The organism is Brevundimonas sp. PAMC22021, from assembly GCF_019443405.1.
GTDB lineage: Bacteria > Pseudomonadota > Alphaproteobacteria > Caulobacterales > Caulobacteraceae > Brevundimonas.
Window position 1 is genome coordinate 456,144 of the sequence record NZ_CP080376.1, and the last position, 17,686, is coordinate 473,829.

Annotated in this window: 20 protein-coding genes; 18 read left to right on the forward strand and 2 right to left on the reverse strand. The window is 67.9% G+C overall.

Features of this window, described 5'->3' with window-relative positions:
• Position 1: 1 nt before the first annotated feature.
• Positions 2–739, reverse strand: coding sequence for a response regulator (locus KY493_RS02085; protein WP_219897352.1), 738 nt, complete (start codon positions 737–739; stop codon positions 2–4).
• A gap of 82 nt (positions 740–821) precedes the next feature.
• On the opposite strand from KY493_RS02085, the gene KY493_RS02090 reads away from it, so the two are divergent.
• The 6 genes from KY493_RS02090 to KY493_RS02115 all read left to right on the forward strand — a co-directional run bounded on the left by KY493_RS02090 (position 822) and on the right by KY493_RS02115 (position 4,904).
• On the forward strand, positions 822–1,700 hold the full coding sequence (locus tag KY493_RS02090; RefSeq protein WP_219897353.1) for a branched-chain amino acid aminotransferase: 879 nt from the start codon (positions 822–824) through the stop codon (positions 1,698–1,700).
• A gap of 136 nt (positions 1,701–1,836) precedes the next feature.
• Positions 1,837–2,076, forward strand: a complete 240-nt coding sequence (locus tag KY493_RS02095; protein WP_219897354.1) for a type II toxin-antitoxin system ParD family antitoxin — start codon at positions 1,837–1,839, stop codon at positions 2,074–2,076.
• 2 nt (positions 2,077–2,078) lie between these two features.
• Positions 2,079–2,366, forward strand: coding sequence for a type II toxin-antitoxin system RelE/ParE family toxin (locus KY493_RS02100; RefSeq protein ID WP_219897355.1), 288 nt, complete (start codon positions 2,079–2,081; stop codon positions 2,364–2,366).
• 104 nt (positions 2,367–2,470) lie between these two features.
• Positions 2,471–3,745: a NupC/NupG family nucleoside CNT transporter gene (locus KY493_RS02105; protein ID WP_219897356.1), complete on the forward strand. Its 1,275-nt coding sequence runs from the start codon at positions 2,471–2,473 to the stop codon at positions 3,743–3,745.
• A 29-nt stretch (positions 3,746–3,774) separates the two neighbouring features.
• Positions 3,775–4,395: a glutathione S-transferase family protein gene (locus KY493_RS02110; protein ID WP_219897357.1), complete on the forward strand. Its 621-nt coding sequence runs from the start codon at positions 3,775–3,777 to the stop codon at positions 4,393–4,395.
• Positions 4,392–4,904 (forward strand): 2'-5' RNA ligase family protein, encoded by a 513-nt coding sequence (locus tag KY493_RS02115; RefSeq protein ID WP_219897358.1) that lies wholly within the window; start codon positions 4,392–4,394, stop codon positions 4,902–4,904. Before KY493_RS02110 ends, KY493_RS02115 begins: the two co-directional genes overlap by 4 nt.
• Here the strand turns inward: KY493_RS02115 and KY493_RS02120 are convergent.
• A complete protein-coding gene (locus KY493_RS02120; RefSeq protein ID WP_219897359.1) occupies positions 4,901–5,335 on the reverse strand; it encodes a PaaI family thioesterase in 435 nt (144 codons plus the stop codon). The two genes, KY493_RS02115 and KY493_RS02120, sit on opposite strands and share 4 nt — an antisense overlap.
• Before the next feature lie 48 nt (positions 5,336–5,383).
• On the opposite strand from KY493_RS02120, the gene KY493_RS02125 reads away from it, so the two are divergent.
• The 12 genes from KY493_RS02125 (at position 5,384) to KY493_RS02180 (ending at position 17,682) form a co-directional block, all read left to right on the forward strand.
• Positions 5,384–5,692, forward strand: coding sequence for a DUF3253 domain-containing protein (locus tag KY493_RS02125; protein WP_219897360.1), 309 nt, complete (start codon positions 5,384–5,386; stop codon positions 5,690–5,692).
• Complete coding sequence (locus KY493_RS02130) at positions 5,676–6,326, forward strand: uracil-DNA glycosylase family protein (protein WP_219897361.1); 651 nt, start codon at positions 5,676–5,678, stop codon at positions 6,324–6,326. Before KY493_RS02125 ends, KY493_RS02130 begins: the two co-directional genes overlap by 17 nt.
• Positions 6,326–7,417, forward strand: coding sequence for an alpha/beta fold hydrolase (locus tag KY493_RS02135; protein ID WP_219897362.1), 1,092 nt, complete (start codon positions 6,326–6,328; stop codon positions 7,415–7,417). The genes KY493_RS02130 and KY493_RS02135 overlap by 1 nt, the downstream gene beginning before the upstream one ends.
• 86 nt (positions 7,418–7,503) lie before the next feature.
• Entirely contained in the window at positions 7,504–9,144 is a 1,641-nt protein-coding gene (gene fliF / locus KY493_RS02140; RefSeq protein ID WP_219897363.1) for a flagellar basal-body MS-ring/collar protein FliF, read from the forward strand.
• Positions 9,144–10,178 carry a flagellar motor switch protein FliG gene (gene fliG / locus KY493_RS02145; protein WP_219897364.1) on the forward strand — a complete coding sequence of 345 codons (1,035 nt, stop codon included), beginning with the start codon at positions 9,144–9,146 and terminating at the stop codon, positions 10,176–10,178. The genes fliF and fliG overlap by 1 nt, the downstream gene beginning before the upstream one ends.
• Position 10,179: 1 nt before the next feature.
• Entirely contained in the window at positions 10,180–10,827 is a 648-nt protein-coding gene (locus tag KY493_RS02150) for a flagellar assembly protein FlbE (RefSeq protein ID WP_219897365.1), read from the forward strand.
• Positions 10,827–11,156 carry a flagellar motor switch protein FliN gene (gene fliN / locus KY493_RS02155; protein ID WP_219897366.1) on the forward strand — a complete coding sequence of 110 codons (330 nt, stop codon included), beginning with the start codon at positions 10,827–10,829 and terminating at the stop codon, positions 11,154–11,156. Before KY493_RS02150 ends, fliN begins: the two co-directional genes overlap by 1 nt.
• 69 nt (positions 11,157–11,225) lie before the next feature.
• Positions 11,226–12,638, forward strand: coding sequence for a sigma-54-dependent Fis family transcriptional regulator (locus KY493_RS02160; RefSeq protein WP_219897367.1), 1,413 nt, complete (start codon positions 11,226–11,228; stop codon positions 12,636–12,638).
• A gap of 5 nt (positions 12,639–12,643) precedes the next feature.
• A complete protein-coding gene (gene bla / locus KY493_RS02165; protein ID WP_219897368.1) occupies positions 12,644–13,582 on the forward strand; it encodes a class A beta-lactamase in 939 nt (312 codons plus the stop codon).
• A gap of 17 nt (positions 13,583–13,599) precedes the next feature.
• Positions 13,600–15,690 carry a flagellar biosynthesis protein FlhA gene (gene flhA, locus KY493_RS02170; protein ID WP_219898272.1) on the forward strand — a complete coding sequence of 697 codons (2,091 nt, stop codon included), beginning with the start codon at positions 13,600–13,602 and terminating at the stop codon, positions 15,688–15,690.
• Between the two features lie 46 nt (positions 15,691–15,736).
• Positions 15,737–17,260, forward strand: a complete 1,524-nt coding sequence (locus KY493_RS02175) for a CHASE3 domain-containing protein (RefSeq protein WP_219897369.1) — start codon at positions 15,737–15,739, stop codon at positions 17,258–17,260.
• Positions 17,257–17,682: a response regulator gene (locus tag KY493_RS02180; RefSeq protein WP_255567973.1), complete on the forward strand. Its 426-nt coding sequence runs from the start codon at positions 17,257–17,259 to the stop codon at positions 17,680–17,682. The genes KY493_RS02175 and KY493_RS02180 overlap by 4 nt, the downstream gene beginning before the upstream one ends.
• Positions 17,683–17,686 lie beyond the last annotated feature (4 nt).

Genomic DNA, 17,686 nt, shown 5'->3' on the forward strand with positions numbered 1-17,686 from the left:
CTCAGTCGGGCGCCAGCATGTAGCCGACCCCGCGCACGGTCTGGAGGTAGCGCGGGTTCTTCGGGTCGGCCTCCAGCTTGCGGCGCAGGCGCGTAACCTGAACGTCCACCGCCCGGCCGGTGATGTCGGCGGTGTCCGGCGACAGGCTCATCCGCTCGACCGGCGCGTGCGCATGCAGGGCCAGGGTCTTCAGCAGTTGCGCCTCCGCCTCGGTCAGCCGCTGCGGCGCGCCGTCGCGCGTCAGCTCCAGCCGCTCCATGTCAAAGGTGGCCGCGCCCAGCCTGACCTCCTTGGGGCCGATCGGCTTGCCGCCGGTGCGCCTCAGGATCGCGTCGATCCGCAAGGCCAGCTCGCGCGGCTCGAACGGCTTGGACATATAGTCGTCGGCGCCCCGAGACAGGCCTTCGATCCGGTCGTTGGCGTCGCCACGCGCGGTCAGCAGCAGCACGGGCGTGCGCGACAGCTCGGCCTTGCCCCGCACCCAGCTGGTCAGGTCCAGGCCGCTCTCGCCCGGCATCATGATGTCCAGCACCACCAGGTCGAACTCGATCAGCTCCATCAGCCGCCGCGCCGCCGCCGCGTGCGCCGCGCCCGTGACGCGATAGCCCTCGCGCGCCAGGAACTCCTTCAGCAGTTCGCGGATGCGGTCGTCGTCGTCGACGATCAGCAGGTGACGGCCCACGCCCGGCCCGGCGACCGGACCCGAGCGGCCGTAGGGGCGCGAATCGGTCATGCTCATCGGGCGGGTCCTTCACATGAGGCGTTGACCTCGGCGGCGCCCGGGGCTCTAACCCCTGAAGGTTTCCGGGAGATGTTCTTCAATGGCCTTCGTTCCTTTCGACGACCGTGACGGCTGGATCTGGTTCGACGGCGATTTCGTGCCCTGGCGGGACGCGAAAACGCACATTCTGACCCATGGCCTGCACTACGGCTCGTCGGTGTTCGAGGGCGAGCGTATGTACGGCGGCGAAATCTTCAAGCTGACGCCCCATACGGAGCGGCTGAAGCGGTCCGCCAACCTGCTCGACTTCGATATTCCGTACAGCGTGGCCGAAATCGACGCTGCCTGCAACGCGACCTGCGCCAAGATGGGCCTGACGGACTGCTATGTGCGCCCCGTCGCCTATCTGGGACCGGAACAGACCAGCGTCTCGGCCCTGAACAACAAGCCGCACCTGGCCATCGCCGTGTGGGACTGGCCCAGCTACTTCGACCCGGCGGTGAAGGCGCAGGGTATCCGGCTGGAATGGGCCAAGTGGCGCCGCCCCGACCCGGCGACGGCTCCGACCACCGCCAAGGCGGCGGGCCTCTACATGATCTGCACCATGTCCAAGAACGCGGCGGAGAAGCGCGGCTTCGCCGACGCCCTGATGCTGGACTGGCGCGGCTATGTGGCCGAAGCCACCGGCGCCAACGTCTTTTTCGTGCGCGACGGCGTGATCCACACCCCGCGCGTGGATTTCATCCTGGACGGCATCACCCGCCAGACGGTGCTGGAGATCGCCGCCGAGAAGGGCGTCGAAGTCCAGGTGCGCGACATCCTGCCGGAAGAACTGTCCACCTTCAGCGAATGCTTCCTGACCGGCACGGCGGTCGAGGTCACGCCGGTGCGTGAGGTCGGCGACTACACCTTCACCCCCGGCGCCCTGTCGCTGGAGCTGATGGAGCACTACGGCAAGCTGGTCCGCCGCCAGCTGTAGGATCATCTCTCCTCCCCATCGCTCAGCGGTGGGGAGGTGAACCGACGGTGCAGCCGACGGCACGGAGGGTCAGTCGCCAGAGGCTTCCGCGATGTACCCGTTCTTGGTACATGAGGCTCCATCAGGAGCGCCGCACATGAGCCGAAACACATCCGTGTCTCTGGGCCAGCATTTCGCCGGCTTCATCGATGGTCAGGTTCAGTCGGGCCGCTACGGCTCCGCCAGCGATGTGGTGCGCGCGGGCCTTCGGCTTCTGGAGGAGCATGAGGCCAGGATCCAGGCGCTTCAAGCGGCGCTGCTTGAAGGAGAGCGTTCAGGCGAGCCGCAACCGTTCGACTTCGACGCCTTCAAGGCCGGCAAGCGCGCCTCGCGTTGACAGTGAAGTCGCTCGCCTTCACGCCGGCCGCCGTCGCGGACCTAGACGCCATCTGGGACTATACGGCCGAACACTGGAGCGCGGACCAGGCCGACCGCTACATCGACGGGCTCCGTGATGTCTGCCTGGAGCTTGCGGATGGAACACGGACAGGGCGGGTTGTGGAGGTTCGGCCTGGTTATCTGAAGCAAGCAGTCGGATCGCACATGATCTACTTCCGCCTCGGTGACGGCCGGGTCCAAGTCATGCGCATCCTTCACCAGAGCATGGATGTCGCTCGACGGCTCTAGCCTCGCCGCAGGAAGGCGAGGGTCGGAGTCTCTGCGACCCCTTGCCACGGGGGCTGCATTGCCCTTCAAGCGACGCCTCAGCGCCGGTCGAGGGATTGCCGTTCATGTTCAACCTCCTGAACCTCCAGAGCCTGCTCGGCCTGGTCGTCATTGTCGCGGTCTGCTGGGCGATTTCGGAGAACCGCAAGGCGTTTCCCTGGCGGCTGACGCTGGGCGCGATCGGGGTGCAGGCGGCGCTGATCCTGGCTTTGTTCGCCATTCCCGGATCGCAGGGCGTGCTGGCGGCGGTGACCGGCGCGGTGGACGGTCTGGCCAGGGCGACGGCGGAGGGGACGCAGTTCGTGTTCGGCTATCTGGCCGGCGGCGATCAGCCCTATCCGGTGCAGAACCAAGGCGCCCTGTTCACCTTCGCCTTCAACGTCCTGCCGCTTATCCTGGTGATCTCGGCCCTGTCGGCGCTGTTGTGGCACTGGCGCATCCTGAAGTGGCTGACGCTGGCGTTCGGCTTTCTGTTCCAGAAGACCATGGGCCTGGGCGGCGCCTCGGCGCTGGCGGTCGCGGCCAACATCTTCCTGGGGATGATCGAAAGCCCCATCGTCATCCGCGCCTATCTCGACAAGCTGACGCGGTCGGAGATCTTTCTGATGATGGTGGTGGGGCTGGCGACGGTGGCCGGCTCGACCATGGTGGCCTACGCCTCGATCCTGGCGCCGGTGCTGCCGAACGCGGCCGGCCATGTGCTGGTGGCCTCCATCGTCTCGGCCCCGGCGGGGGTGCTGCTGGCCCGGATCATCATCCCGGAGACGCCGGGCATGGGCGGGGCGGTGGCCGACTACAACTCGGCGCTGAAGTACGACAGCGCCATCGACGCCATCGTCAAGGGCACGGCAGATGGCCTGATGGTGGTGCTGAACATCTCGGCGGTGCTGATCGTGTTCGTGGCCTTTGTGGCCCTGGTCAACGTCATGCTCGGCGGCTTCGTGGTCGGGGGCGAGGCGCTGACGGTCGAGCGCATCCTGGGCTTCGTCTTCGCCCCGATCGCCTGGCTGATCGGGGTGGAATGGCCACAGGCGGGCGTCGCCGGCTGGCTCTTGGGCGTCAAGCTGACGCTGACCGAGTTCGTGGCCTTCATCAACCTGGGCCAGGTCCCGGCCGAGGCGATGAATGAGCGGACGCGCATGCTGATGACCTACGCCCTGTGCGGCTTCGCCAATATCGGCTCGGTCGGCATCACCGTGACCGGCCTGTCCGTTCTGATCCCCGAGCGCCGCGAAGAGGTTCTGGGTTTGGTGTGGAAGGCGCTGTTCGCCGGCTTCCTGGCGACCTTGATGACGGCGGCGGTGGTCGGCGCCTTGCCGCCCGCCGTGTTCGGGCAGTAGCGTCCGGATCGCCCAAGGGAGACCTGTCGATGAAGCTCTACACTTCCAACCGGGCGCCCAATCCGCGCCGCGTCCGCTGGGTCATGGCGGAGAAGGGCGTCACTGACGTCGAACTGGTCGAGGTCGATATTCTGACTGGCGAGCACAGGCAGCCCGCCTATCGCGACAAGGTCGGGGTGCCGCACCTGCCGGCGCTGGAGCTGGACGACGGAACCTGCATCTCGGAATCGGTCGCCATCTGCCGCTACATCGAGGCGATCCACCCCGAGCCCAACCTGTTCGGCCGCGACGCCCGCGAGCAGGCGATCATCGAGATGTGGACCCGCCGCTGCGAGTTCTACCTGGCCAATCCCCTGATGCTGAACGTGCGCCACAGCCACCCGGCGCTGGCGGCGCTGGAGGCGGTGCAGTCGCCGCACGTCGCCGACTACAACCGCGTGTCGGCCGAACGCTTCATGAAGACGCTGGACCGGCATCTGGAAGGGCGCGAGTTCGTGGTCGCCGATCGCTTCACCATTGCCGACATCGTGGCCGTGGTCGGGCTCGATTTCGCCCGTCTGGTGCGCTACCGCCCGCCGGCCGAGTTCGAGAACCTCGCCCGCTGGCTCGAGGCCTGCCGCGCGCGGCCGGCGGCCCAGGCGGGCGCGTGAGCCAGGGCGCGGCGCCGCTGATCCTTACCCTGGCCTTCGAGCCCGCCGCGTTCGAACACTTCGACGCCCTTCGCCGCACCCACTTCCCAGAGCGCCTGAACCACATCCCGGCGCACCTGACCCTGTTCCACCACCTGCCCGGCGAGCGGCTGGATCCGGTGCTGGGCGCGCTGAAGGCTGAGGCGGGCGCTCAGGTGCGCTTCTCCGTCGGTGTCACCGGCCTGCGCAAGCTGGGGCGCGGCGTCGCCTACAGCCTGCATGCGCCGCCGCTGGATGCGCTGCGTGGCCGATTGGCGAACCGCTTCGCCGAGCATCTGACGCCGCAGGACCGCCAGGGCTTTCGCGCCCATGTCACGGTCCAGAACAAGGTCGATCCGAAAGAGGCCGGCGCTCTCCACGACCAACTCGCCGCTCGGTTCGTCCCCTGGTCGTTTCGGGCTGAAGGCCTGCTGCTGTGGCGCTACCTCGGCGGGCCCTGGGAGCGGCTGGCCTTCCTGCCCTTCGCCTAGCCGCGCGGGGTGAACTTCCGGATCACGCCGGAAAAACTCATCAGCATTCGGTCGCCAGTGGTGATCTGGCCGCGCGCGAAGATCAGGCTCTTGCCCGCCTTGGTCACCTCGCCGGTCGCCTCGATCAACTCGCCGACGTAGGCGCCGTCGATAAAGGTCGAGTCCAGCTGGACTGTCACCCCCGAGGCCCCTTCCATTTCCTGATAGGCGATCTGGAACAAGGCGATGTCGGCGAAGGTCATCAGGCAGCCGCCGTGCATGCGCCCGCCGGCGTTCATGTGCTTCTGTTCGGCGCGAAACGCGCAGCGCATCCGCCCGTCCGGATCGGGCCGGCCGTAGAAGGGCCCCACCACCACGTCGAAGGTGTCGTGGAGGTCGTAGGTCTGCCAGCCGGCGAACTCGCCTTCCTGAACGGTGATTTTGCGGGCCATGAGCCGTCGCGCCTTCTTCTTGCTCTCGCGGTGCAGCATATAGGCCGAATGAGCGACCCGATCGAAACCGCAATCTTTGAAAAACTGTCCTCGCGCGAGCCGGGCAAGAGCATCTGCCCCTCCGAGGTCGCCAAGGACCTGCAGCCCGAGCAGTGGCAGCGGATGATGCCAAAGGTGCGCACCACCGCGCTGGGCCTGATGCGGCAGGGCCGGCTGACCATCACCAAGAAGGGCAAGGCGGTGGACCCCGAGAACTTCAAGGGCGTGATCCGCCTGCGCCTGCCGACCGAGCAGGAAACGGCCGAGGCGCAGGCGCGCCGTCCGGTCGCCGCACCGGACGATGCCGACCTCGTCTGATCTGCAGGCGGTCCTGTCGGACATCCGCGCCTGCCGCGCCTGCGCCGGGTTCCTGCCGCACGCGCCGCGTCCGGTGGTGATGGTGTCGCCCGAGACACGGCTGCTGATCTGTGGCCAGGCGCCCGGGCGGCGGGTGCATGAAAGCGGCCGGCCCTTCACCGATCCGTCCGGCGACCGTCTGCGCGACTGGTTGGGCGTCGACTACGAGACCTTCTATGGCGATCCGCGCATCGGGGTGGCGGCCCAGGCCTTCTGCTATCCGGGCACGGCCCCAAAGGGCGGCGACCATCCGCCGCCGCCACGCTGCGCCACGCTATGGCGGCCCCGTCTGCTGGACGCCCTGCCCAAGATGGAGCTGACTCTGCTGGTCGGGGGCTATGCGCAGGCCTGGGCGCTGGGCGGGCGGGCGAAGGCGAACATGACGGAGACGGTCAGGGCCTGGCGCGACTACGGTCCCGACATCCTGCCGCTGCCGCACCCGTCGTGGCGCAACACCGCCTGGCTGAAGCGCAATCCCTGGTTCGAGGCCGAGGTGCTGCCCTATCTCCGCGGGCGCATCGCTCGCATCCTTTTTCCCGCTCATCCCCGCGAAGACGGGGACCCAGCAGAGGCCGAACACGGAGCCCTGGTTTGATGCACGGATCGTTCCGCAGCCGCCTTGCGCCCAAAGCGTTGGGTTCCCGCCTTCGCGGGGACGAGCGGAAAAGGAAGGCGCCGATCCTTGCGGCCGCCGCCCTGTGTCTGACTTTGTCCGCCTGCGCGACGCCCTATGTGCAGCCGCCGTTGACGCCGCCGCAGGACTTCGCGGGCGCAGGCGTGGACGACCGCTTCCTCCTCATGGACGACGGCGCGCGCCTGCCGCTCCTGCGCTGGTCGCTGGCGCAGGGCGAACCGTGGGCGGTGATCGTCGCGCTGCACGGCATGAACGATCACGACGCCTCCTTCCGCCTCGCCGGCCCGTGGTGGGCGGAACAGGGCGTCGAGACCTGGGCCTACGATCAGCGGGGCTTTGGCCAGGCGCCCGGACGCGGCCGCTGGGCGGGCGAAGCGCGAATGACCGAGGACCTGCGCACCGCCGTGGCGCTCGCGCGCGCCGCGCACCCTCGCGCTATCGTCGCCGTCGTCGGCGAGAGCATGGGCGGATCGGTGGCGACCGCCGCCTTCGGCTCGGACCGGCCGCCGGACGCCGACCGGGTGGTGCTGCTGGCGCCCGGCGTCTGGGGCTGGTCGTCGCAAGGCTGGCTGAACAGCGCGGCGCTGTCGGTCGCCGCGCGCATGGCCGGCGGCTATGCGGCCGAGGCGCCCGACTTCATCGCGCGCCGCATCCGCGCCTCCGACAATGAGCTGGAGCTGATCCGCAACGGCCGCGATCCCGACAGCATCCTGGCGACGCGCTTTGACGCCATCTATGGCCTGGTCGGCCTGATGGAGACCGCCTCCAGACGGCTGGGCGACATCCGCACGCCGGCCATCCTGATGTACGGCGCACACGACCAGATCGTGAAGCCGGGTCCGATGAAGCGGGCGCTGGAGCGATTGCCGGCGTCGGCGACCCTGCGCACCGCCTGGTATCCGGATGGATGGCACCTGCTGAACCGGGACCTTCAGGCCGAGGTCGTCTATCGCGACGTGCTGGCCTTCCTGCGCGCGCCAGATGGGTCCCTGCCGTCCGGCGCGACGCCCGTATTGCCGCATCTTGAGGACCCCGCCTCGCCACAAAGGTAAACAGCCTTAACGCGCCATTTACCACCCGGGCGGCAGTTTCTGCCTAGCGGGGCGCTTGAACGGCCCGCCAGTCTTTTGAGGGTGGCGTGGGCGGCTTCACGGCGGCGTTGCAGAAGTTCGGGATCGGCCGCCTGGCCGCGGTGCTGGGCGTGGCCGCCGGCGTCGCGGCCGTGCTGGTCGCCGTGATGCTGCGCGTCGGCCAGGCGCCGGACGCCCTGCTGTATTCCAACCTGGACCTGAAGGAAGCCGGCGAGATCACCTCGGCGCTGGATCAGTCCGGCATCAAATATTCGTCCAAGGGCGACGGCTCCACCATCATGGTCAACCGCGACCAGGTGGGCGAGGCGCGGCTGATGCTGGCCGGCAAGGGGCTCGTGACCTCCGGCTCGGTCGGCTACGAAATCTTCGACAACCAGTCGATCCTAGGCCAGACCGAGTTCCAGCAGCAGCTGAACGAGCAGCGTGCGCTGCAGGGCGAGCTGTCGCGCACCATCATGTCGATGCGCGGCATCACCGCCGCCCGCGTGCACATCACCATGCCGCGCCGCGAGATGTTCTCCACCGCCGCCGCCGACCCGACGGCCGCCGTCCTGGTGGGCCTGGGCGGGCGCGACCTGTCGGCCGATCAGGTGCGGGCGATCCGAAACCTGGTGGCCTCCTCGGTGCCGAACCTGAAGCCCGATCGGGTCACCGTGGCCGACGAGACCAATCGCACGCTTGCCGCCGGCAGCGAGGACCAGGGCTTCGGCGGCAAGTCGGCCGAAGAGGCCAAGGGCAACACCGAGGCCCAGATGCAGGCCCGCATCAAGGACATCGTCGAAGGCGTAGTCGGTGTCGGCGCCGCCCGCGTGCAGGTCACGGCCGATATCGACCACAGCCGCTCCACTACCCAGGAACAGAAGTTCGACCCGGACGGTCAGGTGGTGCGCTCGACCTCCGCCAACGGCTCGCAGTCCCAGGACACGACCGGCCAGGCCGATGGCGGCGTCACCGCGACCAACAACATCCCCGGCGGCGAGGCGCCGGCGCAGACGCCGATCGGCTCCACCAACTCGGAAAACACCGAGACCACCAACTACGAGATATCCAACACCACCACCACGACGACGCGCGAGCCGGGCGAGGTCAAGAAGCTGGCCGTGGCCGTGGCCGTGGACGGCAAGTGGACGCCCGCCGCCGACGGCAAGGGCGAGCCCACCTACGCCGCGCGCACGCCCGAAGAGATCGCGCAGATCAAGTCGCTGGTCGCCGCCGCCGTCGGCATCGACGAAGCGCGCGGCGACAAGATCGAGGTCGTCAACGTGCGCTTCAATCGCGACAGCGGCATCGAGGGCGACCTGTCCGGCGCCTCCAAGATGTTCGACTTCGGCAAGGACGACATCATGCGGGCGGTGGAGCTGCTGGTGCTGTTCGTCACCGGGCTCCTGCTGATCTTCTTTGTGTTGCGGCCGCTGCTGAAGACGGCCTCGGGCGGCGCGAACGTCCCGGCCCTGGTCGGGGCCAAGGGCGTCCCGGTCACTCAGGTCCAGACCACGGTGATCGGCCCTGACGGCCAGCCGCAACTGGTCCAGCTGCCCGGCCCGGCCTCCGAGATGGAGCAGCGCATCGACATCGCCCGCATCGAGGGACAGGTGAAGGCCTCCTCGGTCAAAAAGGTCGCCGACTTCGTCCAGTCGAACCCCGATGACGCCGCCGGCATCCTGCGCACCTGGGTGGCGGAAGGCTGATGGCCAAGCTCGTCACCAAGAAGGCGGCGGTCGAGGACGCCAACAAGCTGACGGGGCCGGAGAAGGCCGCCGTGATCCTGCTGGCGCTGGGCGAGGACCACACCCAGCTGTGGGAGCGGCTGGACGACGAGGAGGTCAAGGAAATCTCCCAGGCCATGGCCACGCTCGGCACCGTCACGGCGGAAGCCGTCGAGGCGCTGATGATCGAGTTCGTCTCCGGCCTGGCTGGCTCGGGCGCGGTGATGGGCTCCTATGAGCAGACGCAAAGGCTGCTGGCCGCCTTCTTGCCGGAAGACCGCGTCGCCGGCCTGATGGAAGAGATTCGCGGTCCCGCCGGTCGCACCATGTGGGACAAGCTCGGCAATGTGAACGAGGCCGTTCTCGCCAACTATCTGAAGAACGAATATCCGCAGACGGTCGCGGTGGTGTTGTCCAAGGTGCGCTCCGATCACGCGGCGCGCGTGCTGACAGCCCTGCCCGAAGACTTCGCGCTGGAATGCGTCCAGCGGATGCTGCGCATGGAGCCGGTGCAGCGCGAAATCCTCGACAAGATCGAGCAGACGCTTCGCACCGAATTCATGTCCAACCTGGCCCGCACCTCCAAGCGCGACAGCCACGAGATGATGGCCGACATCTTCAACAGCTTCGACCGTCAGACCGAGGCGCGCTTCATCGGCGCGCTGGAAGAGCGCAACCGCGACGCCGCCGAGCGCATCCGCGCCTTGATGTTCGTGTTCGAGGACCTGTCCAAGCTGGACCCCGGCGGTGTCCAGACGCTGCTGCGCGCGGTTGAAAAGGACCAGCTGGGCCTGGCGCTGAAGGGCGCCTCGGAATCGCTGCGCGAAATGTTCTTCTCCAATATGAGCGAGCGCGCCTCCAAGATCATGCGCGAGGACATGGAGTCGATGGGGCCGGTGCGCCTCAAGGACGTCGACAACGCCCAGATGGCCATGGTGCAGGTCGCCAAGGACCTGGCCGCGCGCGGCGACATCATGCTGGCCGGCCAGGGCCAGGACGACGAGCTGATCTACTGACATGACCCCTCGTCCCTTCATCTTCGACACCGAGTTCGACGCCTCCGGCGAGGTCGTCACCCCGTCCGCCTGGAAGCCAGCCAAGCGCACCTATCTGCCCGCCGAGGTCGACGCCCTGGTCGCGCAAGCCCGGCTGGAGGCGCGTCATCAGGCGCTGGACGAGGTCGAGAACCTGCGCGCCATGGCCCTGAACGCGGTGGCGCAGAGCGTGGCGCAGGCCATGCCGGCGCTTCAGTCGGCGGCCCAGGCGCACCGCGAGCAGTCCGCCGACCTGGCGCTCGCCGCCGCGCGCGCCATCGCCGGCTCGGCGCTGGATCGCTATCCGCTGGCGCCGCTGAAGGCCGCGCTGGAGATGCTGGCGCAGGAGATCGACGCCTCGCCGCGCCTGGTGATCCGCGCCTCCGGCCTGGACGAGGCCGCCCGCGAGACCATCACCGACGCTGCCGCGTCCGGAGGCTTCACCGGCGTCATCGCCTTCCGTGACGAGCCCGGCCTGTCCGCCGCTGCGTTTCAACTGGAATGGGCGGATGGCCGCGCCGAGCATGACCCCTCAGCCTCCGCTGCCCGCGTGACCGAAGCCCTGACGGCGGCGCTGGCCGCCGAGGCCGGCCACGCCGAACCGCTTTCCTCCGCCCGGAGCGCCTACTGATGTCCGACACCTTCGCCCTGGAAGAATTCGGCGACTCGACCGCCCTGGCCACGACGGACGCGCCCGGCGACAAGACGGCCGCCGACCTGGCCCCCGTGTTCGACGTGCCGGTCAATATCTCGGCGGTGCTGGGCAAGTCGCACATGTCGGTCGCCCAGCTGCTGAAGCTCAACAAGGGTTCGGTGCTGGAGCTGGACCGCAAGGTCGGCGAGGCCATCGACATCTTCGTCAACAACCGCCTGGTCGCGCGCGGCGAGGTCGTCGTGATCGACGACCGCCTGGGCGTCACCATGACGGAAATCATCAAGACCGAGGAAACGGGCGCCTGAAGCGATGCCGCGCAGGCATTGCGCAGCAAAGTGACGGCGACCGACGGTAAGGCTTAAGGAGGAAGACCGATGCGGCTTCTGGTGGTGGGCAGGCTTTCGGGCCAGCTGGCGACGGCGGTGAAGATGGCCATGGCGCACGGCGCCCAGGTCAACCATGTCGAGCGCGCGGATCAGGCGACCGAGCAACTGCGGCGCGGGCAGGGGGCCGACCTGCTGATGGTCGACTATCGCCTGGATATCGCCTCGCTGATCTCGGCCAACGAGAATGAGCGGATCACCGTGCCGGTGGTGGCATTTGGCGTCGACGCCGACGCCCGCGAGGCCGCCGCCGCCATCAAGGCCGGCGCCAAGGAGTTCATCCCCCTGCCGCCGGACGCCGACCTGATCGCGGCGGTGCTGTCGGCGGTGGCCGACGACGAAAAGCCGATGATCTCGGCCGATCCGTCGATGAAGGCGGTGATCGGCCTGGCCGACCAGGTCGCGCGCTCGGAAGCCTCCATCCTGATCACCGGCGAAAGCGGCGTCGGCAAGGAGGTGATGGCCCGCTATCTGCACCAGAACTCGCGCCGGGCGGAAAAGCCGTTCATCAGCGTCAACTGCGCCGCCATCCCCGACAACCTGCTGGAATCCGAACTGTTCGGACATGAGAAGGGCGCCTTCACCGGCGCCGTGGCGCGTCGCATCGGCAAGTTCGAGGAAGCGGACGGCGGCACCCTGCTGCTGGACGAAGTCACCGAGATGGACGCCCGGCTCCAGGCCAAGCTGCTGCGCGCGATCCAGGAGCGGGTGATCGACCGCGTGGGCGGCTCCAAGCCCGTGTCGGTCAACATCCGCATCATCGCCACATCGAACCGCGACCTGAACCGGGCCGTTTCGGAGGGCGTGTTCCGCGAGGACCTGCTGTACCGGCTGAACGTGGTCAACCTGCGCCTGCCGTCCCTGCGCGAAAGGCCGGGCGACATCTCTGTGCTGGCCGATCATTTCGTCAAGAAATACGCCGCCGCCAATGGCGTTGCGCCGCGTCCCCTGTCGACAGACGCCCGCCGCGCCGTGGTCGCCCACCGCTGGCCGGGCAATGTGCGCGAGCTGGAAAACGCCATGCACCGCGCAGTGCTGCTGGCGGTCGGGCCCGAGATCGACGCCGACGCCATCCGCCTGCCGGACGGCCGTCCGTTGCAGACGATCCCGGGCTCGGCGGCCGCGCCGCAGCCTGTCGCCTCCACCTATGACGCCGGACCCGCCGGACGCGCGGCGCAGGCCGCCGACGCCGTCACCCGTTCCTTTGTCGGCCAGACGGTGGCGGCGATGGAAAAGACCCTGATCCTGGACACCCTCAGCCACTGCCTGGGCAACCGCACCCATGCGGCCAACATCCTGGGCATCTCCATCCGCACGCTGCGCAACAAGCTGAACGAATACGCCGACGAGGGCACGCCCATTCCCGCGCCTCAATCCGGCGTCGCCGCCGGCTACGCGGCTTAAGGCGAATGACCAACCGCGCCGACCGCAGGGGCGTGCTGACCGGCCTCGTCCTTCTGGGGCTGGGCGCCTGCCGTCGCGCGCCCGAGCGGCGGGAATCGGCGGTGCAGCCGCCCCAGCCGCCGGCCGTGATCGACCTGTCGGATCTGGAGCGCATGCATGGCGGGCGCATCGGCCTGGCGGCGTCGGAACGGCGCGCGGTCGCCTGGCGCGGCGACGAGCGGTTCAGCTATTGCTCGACGTTCAAGCTGTTCCTGGCCGCCTGCGTGCTGGAGCGGGTCTCGCGCGAGCAGGAGACCCTGGATCGCCCCGTCGATGTCACGGCCGGGGACATCCTGCCCCATTCGCCGACGACCGAGGGGGCGGTCGGCCGGACCCTGACCATCTCCGAACTGGCCCAGGCCACGGTCGAGCTGTCGGACAACGCCGCCGCCAACATTCTGGTCCGCGAGATCGGCGGCCTGGACGTGCTGCGCGCCTGGTATCGCGCCATGGGCGACGAGACCACCTCCATCGACCGGCTGGAGCCCGAACTGAACGTCCCTGATGGCGTCAAGGACACCACGACCGCGAACCAGACGGTTCAGAACCTGAACTGGATGGAAGAAACCTACCGCCCCTTCACCTTCCAGTCGCCGCACCGGCCGCTTTGGGACTGGCTGATCGACAGTCCGACAGGCCGCGGACGCATTCGCGCCGGCGTGCCGAACGGCTGGACCGTGGCGCACAAGACGGGGACGGGGCCGACCGGCCAGACCAATGACGTCGGTTACGCCTATGCGGCCACCGAACTGCCGGTGCGGATCGCCGTCTACTACGACGCGCCCGAAAGCCTTGCGGCTGAAGAGCGCGAGGCGGTGGTCGCCGAGGCGACGCGGCGCGCGCTGGCGGCGCTCGGCCATGCCGGGCCTGACGACGCCCCGGTCGAACAGGGCGCCGCCGCGTGACCGACGCCCCGATCCTGATGAAGGACGGCTATGCCCGCCCCACGCGCCAGGACGTCACCGGCTGGCTGATGCGCGGCGAGGTGATGATGGCGGTCGGCGTGATCGGCGTGATCATGCTGCTGATCGTGCCGGTCCCCAAGATGCTGCTGGACCTGCTGCTGGCGATCTCCATCGTCTCCAGCGTGCTGATCCTGATGACGGCCGTGATGATGAAGCGGCCGCTGGACTTCGCCATCTTCCCGACCGTGCTGCTGGTCACGACGCTGTACCGGCTGGGGCTGAACCTTGCGTCCACCCGGCTGATCCTGACCCACGGTCAGGAAGGTCACGACGCGGCCGGTCAGGTCATCAACGCCTTCGGCGAGCTGATGATGGGCGGCAACTTCATCATCGGGGTGATCATCTTCGCCATCGTGCTGGTGGTGAACTTCGTGGTCATCACCAAGGGTTCGACCCGGATCGCCGAGGTTTCGGCCCGCTTCACCCTGGACTCCATGCCGGGCAAGCAGATGGCCATCGACGCCGACCTGTCCGCCGGCCTCATCGACGAGGCGACGGCCAAGCTGCGACGCAAGGAGCTGGAGCAGGAATCGACCTTCTTCGGGGCCATGGACGGCGCGTCGAAATTCGTGCGCGGCGATGCGGTCGCAGGCCTGATCATCACCTTCATCAATGTGATCGGCGGGATGCTGATCGGGGTGCTGCAGCACGGCATGCCGATCGCCGACGCCGCCAACACCTATACCCAGCTGACCATCGGCGACGGTCTGGTCACGCAAATCCCCGCCATCATCGTCTCGATCGCCGCGGGCTTTCTGGTGTCCAAGGCGGGCGTCGAGGGCACGGCGGACAAGGCGCTGGTGTCGCAACTGGCCACCAACCCGGTGTCGCTGGGCGTGGTGTCGGGCACCGCCGGCCTGATCGGTCTGATCCCGGGCATGCCCATCCTGCCGTTCGCGGCGCTGGCGCTCGGTTCCGGATTCATGGCCTGGCGTCTCGGCCGGGCCCGGCTGAAGCCCCAGCCCACCGAAGCCGAAATCGCCGCGGCCCAGGCCAAGCCCAAGGAGGATGTGGAGGAGCCCATCTCGGCCGCCCTGTCGATCGACGAGGTCAAGATCGAACTCGGCTATTCGCTGCTGGCCCTGATCAACGACCTGGAAGGCCGCCGCCTGACCGATCAGATCCGCGCCCTGCGTCGTTCGCTGGCGCAGGAGTACGGCTTCGTGATGCCGCAGGTGCGCATCCTCGACAACATGCGCCTGCCGACCCAGGGCTACGCCATCCGCATCAAGGAGATGGAGTCCGGGGCGGGCGAAGTGCGCCTCGGCTGCCTGATGGCCATGGATCCCGCCGGCCGCCAAGTCGAACTTCCGGGCGAGCACATGAAGGAGCCGGCCTTTGGTCTGCCCGCCACCTGGATCGAGGAAGGCCTGCGCGAAGAGGCCACCTTCCGCGGCTACACCATCGTCGATCCCTCAACGGTGCTGACCACCCACCTGACCGAAATCCTGAAGGAGAACATGGCCGACCTGCTCTCCTACGCCGAGGTGCAGAAGCTGCTGAAGGAAGTCGGCGCAGAAGAGAAGAAGCTGGTCGAGGAGTTGATCCCTTCGGTGGTCACCGTCACCACCCTGCAGCGCGTGCTGCAAAGCCTGCTGCGCGAGCGCGTGTCGATCCGCGACCTGCCGGCGATCCTGGAAGGCCTGGCCGAGGCCGCGCCGCACACCACCTCCGTCTCCACCCTGGTCGAGCATGTGCGCGGACGCCTCGCCCGCCAGCTGTGCTGGCAGCACCAGGGTCATGACGGCGCCCTGCCCATCGTCACCCTGTCGCCCGACTGGGAAGCCGCCTTCGCCGAAGCCCTGGTGGGGCCGGGCGAGGACAAGCAACTGGCCATGGCCCCGTCGCGGCTTCAGGACTTCATCCGCTCGACCCGCGACACCTTTGAACGGATCGCCATGTCAGGCGAGAATGCGGTGCTGCTGACCGGCCCGATGATCCGCCCCTACGTCCGCTCGATCATCGAACGCTTCCGTGGTCAGACCGTGGTGATGAGCCAGAACGAGGTCCACCCCAAGGCGCGCCTGCGCACCCTGGGGCAGGTCTGACGCATGACGCTATGCGGCGACGCTTGCGGCCGCTAAAGCAGCTTCCATGATCCCCCGCTCACGCAAGGCCCTGCATCTCGTCGCTGATTTCGTGCGGACGCCCAGCGTGGGCCGATCGGTCGGTGCGCTCCTGGCCGGGGCCTTTCTGCTGCTGCTGCTGGTCAACGTCGCCACCTTTGTGATGATCGGGCGCACCGCGCAGGTGAACGACTCGATCGAGGACGCCCAGCAGATGCGCCGCGCCGCCCGGACGGTGCTGATCGCGGTCATCGACGCCGAAACGGCGCAACGCGGATTTCTGCTGACGGGCCGGCCTCAATATCTGCAGCCCTATGAAGCCGCGCGCCAGACGCTGGAGCCTGCGCTCGAGATCCTGCACCGCGGCGATGCGGATGCTGAACTTCGCGCGCCGATCGAGCGGCTTCAGACCGCGGTCAACGCCAAGATGGCGGAGATGGACTCCACGCTCGCGCTCGCGCGTCAGGGGCGCATCGGTCCGGCGATCCAGATCGTGCGCAGCGATCGGGGCCGTCAGCTGATGGATTCGATCCGGAGCGACATCGACACCTTTGATCAGTTGAAGTCCGTGCGCATCGCGCATCGGGTCGAGACGTCCGAGCGGCTCGGAGCGATCACCATTGTCATCAACACGCTTGCGGCAGTGCTGGTGCTGGTCATGGGGGCCATCTCGGCCTGGCTGGTGCGGCGCTATGTGATGGAGATGCAGGCGGCGAGAGAGGCGCTGGACGCCGCCAACGCCAGTCTCGAGGACAAGGTTCGGGAACGCACCGGCGAACTGACCCGCGCCAACGAGGAAATCCAGCGCTTCGCCTATATCGTCAGCCACGATCTGCGCGCGCCCTTGGTCAATGTCATGGGCTACACCTCTGAGCTTGAGCAGGCCGGCCGCACCATCGACAAAGCCATCGCCCGCGCCGAGGCCGAGCGCGACGTCGATCCCGAGGTGGTGCAGGCGGTGCGCGAGGACGTGCCCGAGGCCATCGGCTTTATCCGCGCCTCCACCACCAAGATGGACCGGCTGATCAACGCCATTCTGAAGCTGTCGCGCGAAGGCCGCCGCACCCTGGCCATCGAGACGCTGGACATGACGGTGATGGCTCAAGGCATCGCCGACAGCGTGCGCCACCAGACCGAGGCGGCCGACGCCGAGATCCTGGTGGGCGAGCTTCCCCCGATCGACAGCGATCGGCTGTCGATGGAGCAAATCTTCGGCAACCTGATCGACAATGCGGTGAAGTATCTGGACGCCGGCCGGCCTGGCCGCATCGAGATCAGCGGCGAAGACGTCCCCGGCGGATGGATCGTGTACCGGATCGCCGACAACGGACGCGGCGTCGCACCGCGTGATCATGAGCGCATCTTTGAGCTGTTCCGCCGCGCCGGACGTCAGGATCGGACGGGCGAGGGCCTCGGCCTGGCCTTTGTGCGCAACAGCGTGCGACGGCTGGGCGGACAGATCGATCTGGAGTCCGAGCTTGGCAAGGGCTCGACTTTTCTGCTGAAATTCCCCAAACGCCTCGTCCTGCCGGATTCTGGAGCCGCCCTGTGACGCAACCCGTGAAGATCATCATGGTCGAAGACGACCATGGCCACGCCAAGCTGATCGAAAAGAACATCCGCCGCGCCAACATCTCCAACGAGATCGCGCACTTCGACGAAGGCGGCGCCGCGCTGGACTATCTGTTCAGCCAGGAAATCCTGACCAACGGGCCGCTGCTGATCCTATTGGACCTGAACCTGCCGGACATGTCGGGCACCGACATTCTGGAACGGGTCAAGGGCGATGAGCGCCTGCGCCGCGCGCCGGTGGTGGTGCTGACCACCACCGACGACAAGGTCGAGATCCAGCGTTGCTACGACCTGGGCTGCAACGTCTACATCACCAAGCCAGTGGACTATGAGTCCTTTGCCGACGCCATTCGCCAGCTGGGCCTGTTCCTGTCGGTGATGCAGGCGCCGGTCATCGAATAGGGAC

Coding starts and splice junctions, on each gene's coding strand:
- KY493_RS02105 (WP_219897356.1), top strand. CDS start 2,471: ATGTTCAACCTCCTGAACCTCCAGAGCCTGCTCGGCCTGGTCGTCATT.
- KY493_RS02150 (WP_219897365.1), top strand. CDS start 10,180: ATGACCCCTCGTCCCTTCATCTTCGACACCGAGTTCGACGCCTCCGGC.
- fliN (WP_219897366.1), top strand. CDS start 10,827: ATGTCCGACACCTTCGCCCTGGAAGAATTCGGCGACTCGACCGCCCTG.
- KY493_RS02125 (WP_219897360.1), top strand. CDS start 5,384: ATGAGCGACCCGATCGAAACCGCAATCTTTGAAAAACTGTCCTCGCGC.
- bla (WP_219897368.1), top strand. CDS start 12,644: ATGACCAACCGCGCCGACCGCAGGGGCGTGCTGACCGGCCTCGTCCTT.
- KY493_RS02120 (WP_219897359.1), bottom strand. CDS start 5,335: ATGGCCCGCAAAATCACCGTTCAGGAAGGCGAGTTCGCCGGCTGGCAG.
- flhA (WP_219898272.1), top strand. CDS start 13,600: ATGAAGGACGGCTATGCCCGCCCCACGCGCCAGGACGTCACCGGCTGG.
- KY493_RS02135 (WP_219897362.1), top strand. CDS start 6,326: ATGCACGGATCGTTCCGCAGCCGCCTTGCGCCCAAAGCGTTGGGTTCC.
- fliG (WP_219897364.1), top strand. CDS start 9,144: ATGGCCAAGCTCGTCACCAAGAAGGCGGCGGTCGAGGACGCCAACAAG.
- KY493_RS02175 (WP_219897369.1), top strand. CDS start 15,737: ATGATCCCCCGCTCACGCAAGGCCCTGCATCTCGTCGCTGATTTCGTG.
- KY493_RS02160 (WP_219897367.1), top strand. CDS start 11,226: ATGCGGCTTCTGGTGGTGGGCAGGCTTTCGGGCCAGCTGGCGACGGCG.
- KY493_RS02130 (WP_219897361.1), top strand. CDS start 5,676: ATGCCGACCTCGTCTGATCTGCAGGCGGTCCTGTCGGACATCCGCGCC.
- KY493_RS02110 (WP_219897357.1), top strand. CDS start 3,775: ATGAAGCTCTACACTTCCAACCGGGCGCCCAATCCGCGCCGCGTCCGC.
- KY493_RS02095 (WP_219897354.1), top strand. CDS start 1,837: ATGAGCCGAAACACATCCGTGTCTCTGGGCCAGCATTTCGCCGGCTTC.
- KY493_RS02090 (WP_219897353.1), top strand. CDS start 822: ATGGCCTTCGTTCCTTTCGACGACCGTGACGGCTGGATCTGGTTCGAC.
- KY493_RS02085 (WP_219897352.1), bottom strand. CDS start 739: ATGAGCATGACCGATTCGCGCCCCTACGGCCGCTCGGGTCCGGTCGCC.